A 14,833-nucleotide genomic window follows, 5' to 3' on the forward strand; every position below is an offset into this window, starting at 1 on the left:
TCAAGTAAATAAACGTTGTTGTAGAGCTGTCTGACTATTAACAACTTTACTGTAGAATCTTTTAAGTCCAGGACACAAATAATTGAGCCCTTCCTCGCCTGCTGCTGTTTTAGTGAACCGATTTTTAGGGCATTCACCGTAACAAAGCGAAAGGAAAAAACACTGGCGGCAATCCGATGGTAAGTTTTTGCTTTTAGACCTGCCGAAGGTTTCTTGCTTGGTTGAAAACACCAGGTCTCCCATATGAGTTTCAGCAATATTTCCGAGCTTATACTCCGGATAAACGAAGTGGTCACAAGAATACAAGTCTCCGTTGTGTTCAACGGCAAGCGCCTTGCCACAAAACTCAGCGGAGACACATTTTTGAGCACCATAACCAAACATCTGAGAGATAACGTTCTCGAATTGATCAACAAAAACCTGACCAAAATCCTTCTTCAACCATTCATCCCAGACAGCAGTAAGGAAAGTCCCCCATTGCGTAGCACCAACAGACCAGTGGGTCAGGTAAGTTTCATCTTCATTCGGAGAGAGCTTGTTGTTACCAATTTGGATAAGTTCTTGAGAAGGCCACTTATTTGGGGCTACCTGAGTAAAGTCTTTTGGCTCAACACAAGGGATGAACTGAATAACCTGAGGTTGAACTTCGTCACGCAAAAAACGGTAGACTTCAAGTGGAAAAGCACCGTTGTCTTGGTTTACAACACACAAGGCGTTGAAAGTAATTTGGTATTTTTTCAGCAAAGCTATAGCTGCCATCACCTTATCAAATGATGACTTCCCGACTCGATTAACACGGTGAATATCGTGAAGGTGCTTTGGTCCATCAATAGAAATACCAACTAAAAAATGATTTTCTTTTAGGAATTGGCACCAATTGTCGTTGAGCAAAATACCGTTAGTTTGCAAGTCATTAAGGATGGTTTGTTCTGACTTCTTGTACTGTTTTTGTAGCGCTATGACTTTTTCAAAGAAGGATAAGCCCATCAACGTTGGCTCACCACCTTGCCAGGTAAAGACTACCTCATCGCCGGTTTGCGCTTCGATATACTGCCTGATGTAGAGTGCAAGCGTTTCGTCGCTCATACCTGCATGGGATGGTTGCTCCAGAAGAGACTCTTTGTGCAGATAGAAGCAATAACTGCAATCTAAATTGCACCGTGATGCTGAAGGCTTAGAAACGGCGTGAAATCGGTAAACATCATTATTGAGCTTGGGCAGCTGTAACTTTGGTGACGCAACATCACTGACAGCAGGTGTTTCCGAGGTCATGACTGGAACTCTACTACTTAAAAAGATAAGTTCAGTGTAGACCATGACCAACTTTCACACACAGAATACCCAGTATGACAAAATGGAAAAATCAGAAAGCACTGTGAGTCAAGACATCGACAGATAACACAGGTGCCATAGTGCAAAAAATCTAAAAACTTTGTCGTGTTGCCAAAGCACTCATCTCCACTTCGCAGCCCTTTTACAATGATGTCAGGACAAACAACTATTTAGATATGTTGTCTGTAAAAAAGACCCTGCTATCATTGAGATATGACGCTAGACCCACTGCATGGAGATTGCCTTAGTGAGTGCATTTGACCAATTAAAATCCCATTTTCAAACCGTTTCCAATTTTAATCACCTGTCTGCTATCTGCGGTTGGGATGCCGCATCCATGATGCCAAGTGGCGGTAATCAGGCCCGCTCTGCTGCCATGGCCGAGCTGTCTGTCCATATTCATAAGTTAATGACCCAACCACAGCTTGGCGACTGGTTTGCTCAAGCCGAAGAGCAGCAGTTAGCACCAAACGATAGCGCGGTGCTGCGCGAGCTAAAACGCTCGTGGCAGCAAAGTAATGTGTTGCCAGAAGATCTCGTTCAAGCTAAATCCTTAGCAGGCTCTAAGTGTGAGCATGCCTGGCGTACCCAGCGCGGTGAGAACGACTGGCAAGGATTTGAGAAAAACTGGGCAGAGGTGGTGAGCCTGTCTCAACAAGAGGCACAGATCCGCGCTGAGGCCACTGGACTAACCCCTTACGATGCCATGCTCGACATCTATGAGCCAGGCACAAAATCGAGCGCGCTCGATACGCTTTTTGCCGATGTCAAAAGCTGGCTCCCTGAGATGATTGATGAGGCGATTGATAAGCAGCGCAGCGATCAATTTATCCAGCCCCAAGGCAGCTTCACTACTGAGCAGCAAAAGGCATTAGGCCTTGAAGTCATGAAACTACTCCAGTTCGACTTCAACCACGGCCGTCTTGATGAGAGTGTGCACCCTTTCTGTGGCGGCGTTCCCAGTGATGTACGTATCACGACGCGCTATGACGAAAGCGAGTTTGTTCAGTCTTTGATGGGCATTGTCCATGAAACTGGACATGCCCGATATGAGCAAGGCTTACCAAAAGCGCTCGCAGGGTTGCCAGCTGGTGAAGCGCGCTCAATGGGCATCCACGAGTCACAATCATTGTTCTTTGAGATGCAAGTAGGTCGCAGCGACGCCTTCATCAAACATCTGGCGCAAATGGCAGGCAACACCTTCACCCACCATGACCCAAGCCTATTTAGCTTCGACAACTTCCAAAAGCTCTACACCCGCGTTAAGAAAGACTTTATCCGAGTCGATGCGGATGAGCTCACCTACCCTGCGCACGTGATCCTACGCTACGAAATTGAGCGCGATTTAATAAACGGCGATATCAAACACACCGATGTGCCAGAGCTGTGGGATCAAAAAATGCATACCTACTTGGGGCTTTCAACCAAGGACAACTACACCAATGGTTGTATGCAGGATATTCACTGGACAGATGGTGCGTTTGGCTACTTCCCGTCTTATACACTAGGTGCTATGTACGCGGCGCAGTTTATGGCTGCGATGCGTCAGCAGGTTGATGTTGATGCGGCTATCCCCAATGCCGATCTCTCACCTATTTTCACCTGGCTTTCTGATAATATTTGGACCAAGGGCAGCTTGCTTACTACTGACGAGTTAGTCAAACAGGCGACGGGCGAGACGCTCAATGCACAGTTCTTCCAAGCGCATTTAAACAATCGTTACCTGTAATCATCCCACAGAGTAATGCAATCTCTGCCAGAGCCTCGCTCTGGCAGATTGCTTAAAGCCAACCTATCGCTTAACGAACCAAACCCGCAAACGTCGGCAGCATCATCGACACCTGCGGAATATATGTCACCAAAAGCAACACACAAAATATCACAAAGAAAAACGGCAACAGCGTCTTCACGATTGAGTCGATACTGATCCCACTCACTTTACAGCCAGTGAATAGAATTGGCCCGACGGGTGGAGTGATCGTCCCAAGTGATAAGTTAAACACCATTAAAATACCAAACTGCACTGGATGCATGCCTAGCCCAACACAAATTGGCAAGAATATTGGCGTAAATATCAACACTGCGGGCGTTGGGTCCATAAAGGTACCGATGAATAGCAACACAATATTAATGATCAGCAAGATCATGATTGGGTTACTAGTCAGTGATAGCAAGGTGTCGGCTATCATGCCTGGCAATTGCGTAAAAGCCATCACCCAAGACATGATCGAAGAAGCACCAATCATAAAAATGACGATAGATGCCATCTTGGCGGTGTTGAGGAAGATACCCGGTAGGTCCTTTATCTTGAGTTGGCGGTAGCAAAAGCCCAGTATCATCGAGTAAACCACCGCAATGGCTGAGGCCTCAGTGGCGGTAAATATCCCCGCTAAAATCCCGCCAATCACCACCACGATCAGCGACATACTCGGAATCGCTTCAAAGGTCACTTGCAGGCACTGTTTTAGGGTCATTGAGTGCTTGCCGATATAGCCACGTCGCTTGCCCATGATGGCCGCCATTATCATCACCCCAAGCCCCCATAAGATCCCTGGGACATAGCCGCCCATAAACAGCGCCGATACTGACACGCTGCCTGCGACAGTCGCATAGACAATCAAGGCGTTACTGGGTGGGATCAGCATCCCTGTTGGCGCCGAGGCGATGTTCACCGCGGTGGAGAACTTAGGATCATAGCCCTCTTTTTTCTGGATTGGGCTCATAATCCCGCCTACCGCCGCACAAGACGCGACGCCCGAACCACTGATGGAGCCAAAAAGCATATTAGACACAACATTGGTCTGAGCCAGAGGCGCGGGGAAAAAGCCACTGATTATTTTAGAAAAATTAATCAGCCGTATCGCGATGCCACCATTGTTCATAATGTTACCAGCGAGGATAAAAAACGGGATCGCTAATAGCGCAAACGAATCTAAACCGACAAACATTCGCTGAGCTGAGGTCGTGATCGCCCCTTGATAGGGCAAAATTACCGTCATTGCGGCAAACGAAGAGATACCAACACTGATCGCTATCGGTGTACCAAGAATCAGCAGCACAACGATGCCAACTAGCATGATCAGTGCTGCGGTGACTGCCATATCCATTAGTCGCCTCCTTGCTCTTCGGTTAATTTTTCAGGGTTGGTAAAGTGATCGATGAGCCTAATTTCGTTGCACAGGAAATAGAACAACATCAAGACGCCGGAAATCGGGATCGCGGCATAGATCAAACCCATGGGAATTTGCAGCGCTGAGTCCATCTGCCACATTTGACGCAATGCGCTATTGTATCCACCAGCAATCATTACCGTTAGTGCAAATGCCACGGTGATCAGCTCAATCAACATATCAATCAGCAACCGGATCTTGGGGCTGAATTTGTCCTTAACAAACGCGATCGCCATATGCTCGCGCGAACCAAACACATAGGCGCTGCCAAACAGCACTAGCCAAACAAACAAGTAGCGAGACAAGACTTCGCTAATCGCACTTGGGCTTTCAAATACATAGCGGGTAACAACTTGGTAGGTGACGAGGATTGTCATCAAACCAACGATGGTAATGAGCAGCAGCGACAAGAGTTTGTCGACCACCCTTTTGCAAAATTCGATACCTGAAACAAGCTTTCTGAACATCCTGATCCCCTACCCTTAATCCAATAAAAAAAGAGACCAACAATGCGTTGGTCTCAATAGGGTCTCTATTGAAGAGAGACAATCTTGTTGTAAAGCTCTTTTTGCACAGGAGATTTGATCAACTGCTCTTGCAGTGGTATACACGCTTGACGGAAAGGCTCAATATCAACCTCGTTAAACTGAGCACCCTCAGAAATAGCGGCTTGCTTTGACACTTCGATTTGATTCTTCCATAGCTCAAACTGGTTATTGGTGCTGTCTTTAATTAATCTCTCGAACGCGGCTCGGTCATCTTTGGACATCGAATCAAGGAACATGCTGCTCGCGACCACCAAGTCTGGCACCATTAGGTGACGCGTAGCTGAATAATATGGCGCCACTTCATACTGCTTCAAATCGTAATAGGTGATCTCACTATTCTCCGCACCATCAAGCACTCCTTGCTGGATAGCCGAATAAACCTCGCCCTGCCCCATTGGCACCCCTTGTCCGCCCATGCAAGACAGGGTTTTGAGCATGGTATCGGATTGCATCACGCGGATTTTCTTGCCTTGCATATCCGTCATCGAGGTAATCGGTCCGGCCTTGTTATACATACTGCGCGCGCCGCCTGTGTAGGCTGCGACGACTTCAAACCCTAGCCGTGATGTCTCTTTAAATAGGCTGTCTAACGCGCCCGAAGTGAACACTTGCTGCTGGTGATCATAGCCGCTGTATATATAAGGCAAACCAATCACACTAAAGTTAGTGTTGTAGTTCTCGACCAGAGGGTTGGCCACGACCGCCATTTGAATCGCCCCGTTTTGCACCAATTCAAGGGAGGCGCGTTGGTCACCAAGCAGTTCGTTGGGGAAGATATTGAGCTTGTAGCGACCTTGCGTTGCCTCGGTGAACTGCTGGCCAAACTCTTGCAGTGCGCGATATTGAGGGTGTTTGTCTGATTGGTTGAATGCGGCTCGGATCTCAGTTGCGGCATTAACAACCGTAGAAAAACCCATAGCGATAACTGTCGACAGTGTCAGTAATTTCAATTTTCTCATGGTAGTACTCCATGTTTTGTAGGGTAGATTTTTGACTATTGTTGGTATTCGTTGATCAAAACTAATCCTTACAGCAGAACGCTCAATTGCAGCGGGCTACTTTAAAACTGTTACTGTGTACTTTTTTCTTATCGGGTCGATCGCGCGGAGAAACGCAAGGTTTGGGCGTGTAGTGAATGCGCTTAGCAAGGCATGAATGTACTCAATGAAGCTGCGTGCATGAATAAGAGAGGAAATAACCAGTATGAGAGCACTCAATAAGTAAGACATGAACGAGCGAGCACTGTGCTCCACCCATGTTTGAGTCAACCGATAAATTGTATTACTGGGGATTACACGTCCCGGGACTCTGTCAATATCACACCACATGCTGGGTTCCTTGCCACAAACCATAACCCGATATTCAGGGCTCAATCTGTGTCACATTGGCTTTTTTCAAAGCAAAGATCCTAAGCCCCAGGGCCAATATACCGCTATCATCTAAGCCAAACAATCGACTGTTTAACCAAAAAATCTCATTCTTGACCGGGGTCTTTGTTCGCTTGTGAAATCATCACCAAAACAAAACATGCATCACATCGGAAGTTAAATTGGATTTCTGAATCAGCTGATTTATCAGCAATTCTAATGACCAATTATCTATATTGAATGATCGGTAAGTCTAATAACCCGCCTAAATAGCCATTATTAACAGAAATCAATTGATAGATGTATGACAGATTTACTCTATTGGTCACTCTATCTGACCTAGCCTGCTCAACACTAAAAATAGCACTTTAAGCTTTGCGCTTTAAATACTGCTCAATCGCACACAGATCAAACTGCATTTGTGCAGAATCTGCAAAAGTCCTATTCCTCACAGCCGGTTTTTCATCGATCTCCAATCTCTATAATGCCTGCCACTGATTACGGCAGGCGACTTGTCGTACTGCCTAATGTTAACAGGCGTATTCGTCACGAACGAGGAGAACTCTAATGGCAATTCCTGGCTTAAAAAAACCTGACCACATCGGCTTTACTGTGCCTGATCTCGACCAAGCGATTGCGTTTTTCCGTGATCACTTCGAGTTCGAGCTCGCCTATCAGTTTGGACCTTTTGCTTCTGATGATAACTGGATGCAAGAGCATCTAAACGTCGACCCACGAGCGCAAATTACCAAGATTGCGGTGATGAACGCGAAGGGCATCAACCTTGAGATTTTCGAGTACGCCGATACTGCTCCGCGCAACAAAACCGCGCCGAACAACGCAGACATTGGTGGGCACCACTTGGCGTTTTATGTAGACGATATCGATGCTGCTGTGACTTATCTCAAGCAGCAGGGTATCAAAGTCCTTGGAGCGCCAAGCGTGATGACAGACGGCCCTACTGCAGGCGAATCTTGGGTCTACTTTGTGGCCCCTTGGGGTATGCAACTGGAACTGGTCTCTTACCCTAACGGCAAGGCCTATACGCGTCACTCTTCTGTAGGGCTGTTTGATCCACGATGAACATTATCTTGATTTTACTCGTCGTCATGGCGGGAATGGGGCTGTCTTTTGAAGCCGGCCTTCTTGGCCCACTAGGTGAACAAGTCGGCCACTTATGGGCAACTCTGAGCATTTTTGGTGTGGGTACTGCCCTACTGTGGATGATCCGACACTTTATGCCACAGGGTAAATTTACCGATTGGAACTCGATTCCTCGCTGGCAACTGATTGGTGGCCTGCTTGGTCCGATTTATGTGGTGGTGTTAACGCTTTCAACCCCTATCTTGGGTGTGGCGATGACGATGATTTGTGTCTTATTTGGCCAAGTCACCAAGAGTTTTGCGATTGATTACTTTGGTTGGTTTGGATTACCTAAGCAACCGACTAACCCGCTGCGAGTGCTGGGCTTAGTGTATATCTTTCTCGCCCTTTGCTGTGTTTATATAGGAGCAATGTCATGAGCCTAATTATCTTATTCGCTATTGCTGCGGGTATGGCGCTCAGCGCTCAAGCTGCGATTAACGGTCAACTTGGCGCCAAGGTAGGTGTTATCGAAAGCGCCCTGCTGACCTTTAGTATGGGCAGTGTGATCACAGGTCTGCTGATCTTTTTCTTTGAGCCCAGTTATGAAGCGACGCTACTCACGGTACCTAAGTGGCAGCTGTCTGGGGCGCTGTTCGGTATCGTCTATATGGTGGTAATGGTAGCAGCCATTCCAAAAATTGGCGTTGTGATTACCACGGTCGCGACCATTCTTGGACAAATGCTGATGAGCCTGGTGATTGATACTCAAGGCTGGCTTGGAAACGCGCCGATTGAGCTCAATTACTGGCGAGTCGCCGCGATGGTGTGTATCGCCTGTGCACTCGCTTGCACCTACTTAGCCAACCGTCAAACACGCACAACAAATCAAACTAACGAAACTGCTCTCGAGGGGATATAAATGTCGACTAAAACACTGATTGTTTTCTTCAATCTCAAACAAACAACCAACAAATCTGAGTACTTAACGTGGGCCAAAGAATCTGATCTGCCAACGGTGAATAAACTCAGCAGTGTGTCCTCCTTTGAGGTGTTTAAGGGGCTTAGTCTGTTTGGCCAGAGTACGCCATCACCATGGGACTACTTTGAAGTGATCCACATTCACTCTGAAGAGGCTTTTTTAAGCGATATCCAGACCGAGGAAATGCAGAAAATTGTTGCGCAGTTTGAGCAGTTCACAGAAAGCGCACAATTTATCCTGACAGAGAACATCATTTAAGCGTTGTCGAGTCAGTGGCAAGCGGGTTATTCGCTTGCCTTTTTTTATATATCAGCAATAGTGAAAAAGAGAGTGTGATAAAAACGATATGGGAAGTGCATGTGAATTATGATGTGTCGCTGTTAGAGATAAAGCTGTTCTTACTCACCATCCAGTTTGGTAGCTTTTCTGAGGTCGCCCGCAAGCAGGATATGACGCCTTCGTCGGTCTCGCGCAAAATGGCCCAGTTGGAAGAAAAAGTCGGCACTAAGCTTTTGCATCGTCATACCCGCGCCATCTCTCTCACCGATGAGGGGATTGCTTTTAGCAAGCACTGTAGCGAAATTATTCATCATTATGAACAAGTGGTTGAGCGCATCGAGCAGCGCAATGGCATGCCTCGAGGCACTGTCAAAATTAGCGCCCCTGTCGCCTTTGGCCGCTTGCATATAGCGCCTTATCTCCCTGAGTTACTCGAGCGTTACCCTTTGCTCAAAATCGAGCTGCAGCAAACCGATGACTTTGTTGACCCAGCTGCACAAGCCATTGATTTGATGATACGTATTGGAGTTCCTCAGGACTCCTCCCTGCGCATGAAGCGATTTGCTCAGCAGCGTTATGTGATGGCCGCAAGCCCTTCTTATCTTCGATCTTATGGCGCTCCTAAAACCCCAGAAGAACTGAAGCAGCACAACTGCCTGGTATTTAAAGGCACCAAAGGTTTGCAACGTTGGTTTATCGGCAATGAGCAACTCAAACCTTATGACGTCTCTGGCTCACTGTTTAGCAATAATGCTGAAACCTTGGTCGCGAGCGCGGTGGGTGGCGGTGGGATCGTCCTGTTTCCCACTTGGTTGATTGGCGAAGAGCTCAGTAGCGGGCGTTTGGTGCCGGTGCTGGAAGGCTATCATGTTTCAACAAGCTCAGAGCAACAATTAATCAGTGCCTTTTACCTTGAGACCGATCATCTTGCGTCTAAGGTTCGGGTTGTGATTGATTTTCTGGCGGAAAAGTATCGCAGCACAACGGATGAGAATTTGTGTTACTGGGATATTAGTTAGGTTTGATATAGACCAACTCTGACCTATTTTCTCTAGAGTGTTCGTTTGAAACTGTCAATTGATACATCAACCAACTCTAAATACACTATAGTTGATTCGATGATCTGGTTAACTCTCAAAGTGTTGCAGGTAGGATACCTGTACTACTTACACAGCAAGAGAAGGGAATCAATCAAGCAAAGAGAGGCGTGATGCCTCTCTTTTTATTGGATACACCATACTCTGGCACGTTCAAACTCTGGTACAAAAAGGTATTAGACTTTAGTCAAACGCTGCCTTTGCCCCCGTTTTTCTCCGCCTTTGCCATATACAATGAATTCATTAAGCAAGATTAAGGCTCGATGAACAGGCGATATCATCGGTCAAAGCTACAGGTGAAAAGGAGAACACATTATGAGTGAAAAGTTTACCTACTGCGGTGGCGCCCAAACTGACTATCGCTGGATGGAAAGAAGAAAATGCGACTTCACCGATGATGGTGAGATTGCGATGTGCGCAGCTTGCAACAGCGTGATTGGGCTGACATGCAACTGCCAAGAAACTGCACAAGCGACAAAACCACAACCAGAAGCGGAACCCGTCTGCTAGTGCAAAACCGACTGGGATCTGTATCCCAGGTGCTTTGTTTTATCCCACTCACTGCTCTAATCAAAAGCCATAGGATTGAAACCTATGGCTTTTTTATATCTAACAGTCAATCAATTTTGATAAATCAATGCAATCCGCTCTCGGAGCCATTGGTGGCCGGGATCGGCACTGTTGGCCTTGTGCCAGAGCATATAAATGTTGATGTTGTCGCCACTAAACGGGAGCTCATAGGTCTGTAAACCAAGCAATTGTTGATAGTGCTGCGCCATCGTTATAGGCAGCGTCGAGATCAAATCAGATTGCGACACGGTGACCATGGATTCGAACAATGAATTGGTATGCGAGACAACATTCAATTGGTGCATCTGGGCCTTAGTCAGCCAACTGATCCCTGCCAGTTTATTGCGTGTGCGAGCGAGCTTAACGTATGGCTCGTTAAGAAATTGCTCTAGGCTGATCCTGTCACCAGTCAATCGAGGGTGCTCCTTGCGCGCGATAACACAAGAGCGATCCTGACTGAGTTGCTGAGCAACGATGCTTGGGTGATCGGGCACATCAACGTCAATAAACACATCGTGCTCTCGATCAAGAAGCTGCTGTATCAACGACTCACTACTCTCGGGTTGATTATAAAGATGGATCTGTAATTCTGGGTTTGCAGGGTAAAAAAGCTGTTTGAGTAATACCGTATGGCTAAATTCAGGGCAAGAGACTGAAAAAGTCCGTTTTGATTGCATTGGCTCAAACGTCACCAAACTGGAAACCGCACGATTGATACTCAATAGATCGGTCGAGACTTTGTGATAAAGCGCCTTGGCCGTTGTGGTGGGCTCAACGCCACGACTCTTGCGCACAAACAATTCGGTATCTAACGTTACTTTCAGTTTTTGCATTGCGAGACTGACTGCCGACTGATTCATATCTAGGCTCTGTGCAGCTTCAGACATGCTGCCCGTTTCTACGACTGCACAAAACACTCTTAACAGATTTAGATCCAATTGCTTTTCCATCACTGTCCCTACTTGATCAAGATGATATTAGAATTTCATATATCTTATTTTCGCCAGGTGATTATATTTAAAAATCATTGTGATGGATACTTTTGCTCCGACTAAAATAACTAAGTATTAATCATGAAAAAACATCTGACCGCCATTGCGGTTCTCTCTACCCTCTCTTGTGTTGTTGCAGCACACGGTGATCACGGCGGTGATGAGCACGCCATCAATTACGATAACCTATTAAATTATCAGGGTAAGCCTGCTTCCGAGCATACCATTGCTGCCAACCAAGCATTTTCAACCAAGCTCCCTTGGCATGATCGCAGCGTTATCGAGCGTCAAAAGCATGGCCTTATTGCCAGTTTTGGTGACCATCCTGCCGGCGAGATCTTAAGACGCTATGCCTTTCTCGAAGGCGCGATTGATGTTTCCGCTGATGCCGTACCTGAGACGGTTAACCCATCTATCTACCATCAAGCCGCACAGAACTTCCTCGCTAACGGTTTGTATAAAGTTGCTGAAGGGGTCTACCAGCTTCGCGGGGCAGACGTGACTAACTTAACCTTCTACCGCACAGACAATGGCTATGTCGTGCACGACCCAGCACTGACCGTCGAAGCGGTCGAGCATGCGATGGACTTCGCTCGTGCTCACTTACCAAAGATCAATGGTGAGGTTAAAGTAACGGGGGTAATTTACTCGCACAACCACATTGATCACTTCGGTGGGGTACGCGGATTGTGGCAAGACAACACACTCCCTGAAGACGTACCAGTGATCGGTCCACGAGGATTCCTCAAAGAGCTGATTGATGAGGGCATCCTTGCGGGCAATGCGATGAATCGTCGCTCACAGTATCAATATGGCACCACACTGACCCCATCAGAAACCGGGATTGTTGACAGTGCGATTGGTCTGGGGGCTTATGGTGGACGCATGTCATTGATTCTGCCAACCGAAGAGGTTCAGGAAGACACCAAGGTGATCAATATCGATGGTGTTGATTTTGAGATCACTAATGTACCGTATGCTGAGGCACCGGCAGGTCTTATTGTTTGGGTTGAAAAGTATAAGTCCCTTAATACCGGTGAGCTCACTTATGACGGCATGCACAACCTTTATACTCTGCGCGGCGCCAAAGTGCGCGACGGTCTATTGTGGTCAAAATACCTTGCCAATATGTTAGTGCAATATGGCGATCGCGTTGATCACATTGTTGCCGCTCACTCAGCACCCGTGATTGGCAATGAATATGTCGGGGAGTACCTTGCCCTGCAGCGCGATAACTACGGCTTTATTCATAACCAATCATTGCGTTTAGCTAACCACGGCGTGAACATTAATGATGTCGGTCGCAAGCTAGAACAAATCGTACCTAAATCGCAAGAGCAGGCTTGGTATACAAACGGCTACCATGGATCCTACTCGCATAATGCACGTGCTGTATTGAACTTATACCTAGGCTACTACGATTCCAACCCGGCAACACTCAATCCGTTGCTGACTCAGGACAAGTCCTGTACCTATGTCGAAGTCGCGGGTGCTAAAGCAATGTTTGAGGCCGCCAATCAATATTTCGCCAAAGGCGATTATCAGCATGCAACGATGCTGTATAACGACCTAGTTCTTTGTCAGCCAGACAATGTCACTTATCGCTTGGCAATGGCAGACTCACTAGAGCAACAAGGCTATCAATCGGAGACGATGGCTTGGCGTAACAGCTATTTGCAGGGCGCGTATGAGCTTCGTACTAATGAGATCAAAGAGCCTATCAAGACCACCTCTCCTGATGTATTAGCCAATACGCCCACATCGGCGGTACTTGATTTGCTTGCCGTGCGCCTAAACGCACCTAAAGCAGAAGCACTTAACCTCAATGCCAGCTTCCAAGTTATTCATCCGGATATTGATGAGGTGTATTACGCGACGATTGCTAACGCCAACCTGTCATCAGTCAAAGTAGACAAGCCAATGCAAGATGTTGATATGACGGTGACGATTGAACGTGCCGACTTGACCCGCGTGCTCCAAGGCCGCCTCTCGTTTGCCGATATGATTAAGTTTGAACAAGCGACTATCGAGGGGGACGCTGATATCTTGCAAAAGCTGACCTCAGCACTTGATGATTTCAGTGTCGATTTTGAGATCCTGCCGATGCCTAACAACCCATCTTAATCGGCTTCCAGCTAGTAGCTTAAAGTTGGTAAAACGCGTTAACAGTCTCCGTTTTGCCAGTTAGGATTCAATAAACAAAGGCTCCCAACAACAGGGAGCCATTTTTATATATTGATTAGTTGCCGGTACCACCACCAGACGTGCCGCCACTACCTGTACCACCTGTACCACCTGTTCCGCCTTCACTAGGTGTGTCATCATTAGAATTGTCATCACCTGGAGACACTACTTTGGGAAATTCGTAAATGACGCCATCTAGTATTGCATGAATATCTTCCGTGATACTCGGTATCGAGAGATCTTCAATAACTTCTTTGATTGTATTGGCATTGGTATCGATCTCTTGCTTAGCTGTGTCCAATCGGTTTTGAATAGAAGCCAAAACAGCAGTGTCTAGATCATTGCCTGCCGCTTTATCCTGAACAATCTCAATAATCTCATTGGACAAATCGTGCAACGTATCGCGGCACTCAGCACATAGCTCACCAAACGATGCATTCACAAGTGAAAGCTGTTCGATCAAACTTTGGGGTATGGTTAAACCATCGACTACTTGCGGTTCCATCTCGCTCAATTTTTCACTGGTTGCACTAGGAAGATCCATAGTGAATAAGCTAAATTTCTCCGTCCCCACACCGGAAGACAGGTCGAGATCAAGCAACTGAGCAATGCTATCGCTAGTCGTTTGCATCGCCGAGTAAAACGACGCTTCATCGACTTCCCCCTCAGGGAAGTCATCCGCTTTTACCACAGACTCGATAAACAAATTCGCGGCCATTGTAGTTAGTGAATTAGCGTTTGCTGTTACCGGGGCCGAACCTCCCATTCGAGTGACCGTATTTAACTCCAGCCCCTCTAGTGCGCCCTCGTAATCTTCACAAGACGAAAAGTCACAATTCACGACCTTTGTTTCACTAGTCGCAAAGGTTCTGATAAAAATCGGGTGACCATCGTATTCGCTTGAGATAGTGATCTCATAGTCACCGTTTTCATCCGTAGTGGCAAAATCGCCAAGTTGCCCAGGAACTGGGGCATTCAAAAAGTCGGCAAGAATCGCAGTTCGACAGCGATCAGAGGTTGCCTGACACGCCGCAACGCGAGCGTTTTCCAGTGTTCCTTTTACCGCTGTACCGTTCAGTGTTCTATTTGTGAAGCCATTACTCGAGCTACCAGAGTCGCTATCCTCTAGCGGACATCCCGCCAACAATCCGGTCGCAACAATCGCAGCTATCCAACGTATATCCATCTTTATCATCCTTGTGCCTGAGGAAATTAAACTAAAGGTGTAA

14 protein-coding genes are annotated in these 14,833 nt (G+C 46.9%); 8 read left to right on the plus strand and 6 right to left on the minus strand.

Annotated elements, in window-relative coordinates; translation table 11 throughout:
- Positions 1-1,272, minus strand: coding sequence for an anaerobic sulfatase maturase (locus tag ACSTTG_RS00160; RefSeq protein WP_438473451.1), 1,272 nt, complete (start codon positions 1,270-1,272; stop codon positions 1-3).
- A 307-nt stretch (positions 1,273-1,579) separates the two neighbouring features.
- Between ACSTTG_RS00160 and ACSTTG_RS00165 the strand changes: the two genes are divergently transcribed.
- A complete protein-coding gene (locus ACSTTG_RS00165) occupies positions 1,580-3,061 on the plus strand; it encodes a carboxypeptidase M32 (protein ID WP_438473452.1) in 1,482 nt (493 codons plus the stop codon).
- A gap of 70 nt (positions 3,062-3,131) precedes the next feature.
- On the opposite strand, the gene ACSTTG_RS00170 is transcribed toward ACSTTG_RS00165, so the two are convergent.
- The 3 genes from ACSTTG_RS00170 to ACSTTG_RS00180 all read right to left on the minus strand — a co-directional run bounded on the left by ACSTTG_RS00170 (position 3,132) and on the right by ACSTTG_RS00180 (position 6,009).
- Positions 3,132-4,439 carry a TRAP transporter large permease gene (locus ACSTTG_RS00170; RefSeq protein ID WP_438473453.1) on the minus strand — a complete coding sequence of 436 codons (1,308 nt, stop codon included), beginning with the start codon at positions 4,437-4,439 and terminating at the stop codon, positions 3,132-3,134.
- On the minus strand, positions 4,439-4,969 hold the full coding sequence (locus ACSTTG_RS00175; RefSeq protein WP_438473454.1) for a TRAP transporter small permease: 531 nt from the start codon (positions 4,967-4,969) through the stop codon (positions 4,439-4,441). Before ACSTTG_RS00175 ends, ACSTTG_RS00170 begins: the two co-directional genes overlap by 1 nt.
- Before the next feature lie 65 nt (positions 4,970-5,034).
- Positions 5,035-6,009 (minus strand): TRAP transporter substrate-binding protein, encoded by a 975-nt coding sequence (locus ACSTTG_RS00180; RefSeq protein WP_438473456.1) that lies wholly within the window; start codon positions 6,007-6,009, stop codon positions 5,035-5,037.
- A 975-nt stretch (positions 6,010-6,984) separates the two neighbouring features.
- On the opposite strand from ACSTTG_RS00180, the gene ACSTTG_RS00185 reads away from it, so the two are divergent.
- The 6 genes from ACSTTG_RS00185 to ACSTTG_RS00210 all read left to right on the plus strand — a co-directional run bounded on the left by ACSTTG_RS00185 (position 6,985) and on the right by ACSTTG_RS00210 (position 10,368).
- On the plus strand, positions 6,985-7,500 hold the full coding sequence (locus ACSTTG_RS00185) for a VOC family protein (RefSeq protein WP_438473457.1): 516 nt from the start codon (positions 6,985-6,987) through the stop codon (positions 7,498-7,500).
- A complete protein-coding gene (locus tag ACSTTG_RS00190) occupies positions 7,497-7,940 on the plus strand; it encodes a DMT family transporter (RefSeq protein WP_438473458.1) in 444 nt (147 codons plus the stop codon). Before ACSTTG_RS00185 ends, ACSTTG_RS00190 begins: the two co-directional genes overlap by 4 nt.
- A complete protein-coding gene (locus ACSTTG_RS00195) occupies positions 7,937-8,422 on the plus strand; it encodes a DMT family transporter (RefSeq protein ID WP_438473459.1) in 486 nt (161 codons plus the stop codon). The genes ACSTTG_RS00190 and ACSTTG_RS00195 overlap by 4 nt, the downstream gene beginning before the upstream one ends.
- Complete coding sequence (locus ACSTTG_RS00200; protein ID WP_438460148.1) at positions 8,423-8,740, plus strand: RedY/HapK family protein; 318 nt, start codon at positions 8,423-8,425, stop codon at positions 8,738-8,740. It begins immediately after the preceding gene.
- A gap of 101 nt (positions 8,741-8,841) precedes the next feature.
- The gene (locus ACSTTG_RS00205; protein WP_438473460.1) at positions 8,842-9,780 is read left to right on the plus strand and encodes a LysR family transcriptional regulator; all 939 of its coding nucleotides are present in this window, start codon (positions 8,842-8,844) and stop codon (positions 9,778-9,780) included.
- A 393-nt stretch (positions 9,781-10,173) separates the two neighbouring features.
- On the plus strand, positions 10,174-10,368 hold the full coding sequence (locus ACSTTG_RS00210; protein WP_438460143.1) for a hypothetical protein: 195 nt from the start codon (positions 10,174-10,176) through the stop codon (positions 10,366-10,368).
- Between the two features lie 110 nt (positions 10,369-10,478).
- Here ACSTTG_RS00210 and ACSTTG_RS00215 read toward each other — a convergent pair whose 3' ends face one another.
- Positions 10,479-11,378: a LysR family transcriptional regulator gene (locus ACSTTG_RS00215; RefSeq protein ID WP_438460142.1), complete on the minus strand. Its 900-nt coding sequence runs from the start codon at positions 11,376-11,378 to the stop codon at positions 10,479-10,481.
- Between the two features lie 123 nt (positions 11,379-11,501).
- Here ACSTTG_RS00215 and ACSTTG_RS00220 point away from each other — a divergent pair, with 123 nt between their 5' ends.
- Entirely contained in the window at positions 11,502-13,544 is a 2,043-nt protein-coding gene (locus tag ACSTTG_RS00220; RefSeq protein ID WP_438460141.1) for an alkyl/aryl-sulfatase, read from the plus strand.
- A gap of 115 nt (positions 13,545-13,659) precedes the next feature.
- Here the strand turns inward: ACSTTG_RS00220 and ACSTTG_RS00225 are convergent, their stop codons facing one another.
- Entirely contained in the window at positions 13,660-14,790 is a 1,131-nt protein-coding gene (locus tag ACSTTG_RS00225; RefSeq protein ID WP_438473461.1) for a hypothetical protein, read from the minus strand.
- Between the last annotated feature and the right edge of the window lie 43 nt (positions 14,791-14,833).

This window comes from Vibrio glycogenivorans (assembly GCF_051660965.1).
In the GTDB taxonomy this organism is placed as follows: domain Bacteria; phylum Pseudomonadota; class Gammaproteobacteria; order Enterobacterales; family Vibrionaceae; genus Vibrio.

What these genes read in the sequence shown, in the direction of transcription:
- ACSTTG_RS00200 (WP_438460148.1), top strand. Translation starts at nt 8,423, where the DNA reads ATGTCGACTAAAACACTGATTGTTTTCTTCAATCTCAAACAAACAACC.
- ACSTTG_RS00210 (WP_438460143.1), top strand. Translation starts at nt 10,174, where the DNA reads ATGAGTGAAAAGTTTACCTACTGCGGTGGCGCCCAAACTGACTATCGC.
- ACSTTG_RS00220 (WP_438460141.1), top strand. Translation starts at nt 11,502, where the DNA reads ATGAAAAAACATCTGACCGCCATTGCGGTTCTCTCTACCCTCTCTTGT.
- ACSTTG_RS00160 (WP_438473451.1), bottom strand. Translation starts at nt 1,272, where the DNA reads ATGACCTCGGAAACACCTGCTGTCAGTGATGTTGCGTCACCAAAGTTA.
- ACSTTG_RS00170 (WP_438473453.1), bottom strand. Translation starts at nt 4,439, where the DNA reads ATGGATATGGCAGTCACCGCAGCACTGATCATGCTAGTTGGCATCGTT.
- ACSTTG_RS00175 (WP_438473454.1), bottom strand. Translation starts at nt 4,969, where the DNA reads ATGTTCAGAAAGCTTGTTTCAGGTATCGAATTTTGCAAAAGGGTGGTC.
- ACSTTG_RS00215 (WP_438460142.1), bottom strand. Translation starts at nt 11,378, where the DNA reads ATGGAAAAGCAATTGGATCTAAATCTGTTAAGAGTGTTTTGTGCAGTC.
- ACSTTG_RS00190 (WP_438473458.1), top strand. Translation starts at nt 7,497, where the DNA reads ATGAACATTATCTTGATTTTACTCGTCGTCATGGCGGGAATGGGGCTG.
- ACSTTG_RS00180 (WP_438473456.1), bottom strand. Translation starts at nt 6,009, where the DNA reads ATGAGAAAATTGAAATTACTGACACTGTCGACAGTTATCGCTATGGGT.
- ACSTTG_RS00185 (WP_438473457.1), top strand. Translation starts at nt 6,985, where the DNA reads ATGGCAATTCCTGGCTTAAAAAAACCTGACCACATCGGCTTTACTGTG.
- ACSTTG_RS00225 (WP_438473461.1), bottom strand. Translation starts at nt 14,790, where the DNA reads ATGGATATACGTTGGATAGCTGCGATTGTTGCGACCGGATTGTTGGCG.
- ACSTTG_RS00195 (WP_438473459.1), top strand. Translation starts at nt 7,937, where the DNA reads ATGAGCCTAATTATCTTATTCGCTATTGCTGCGGGTATGGCGCTCAGC.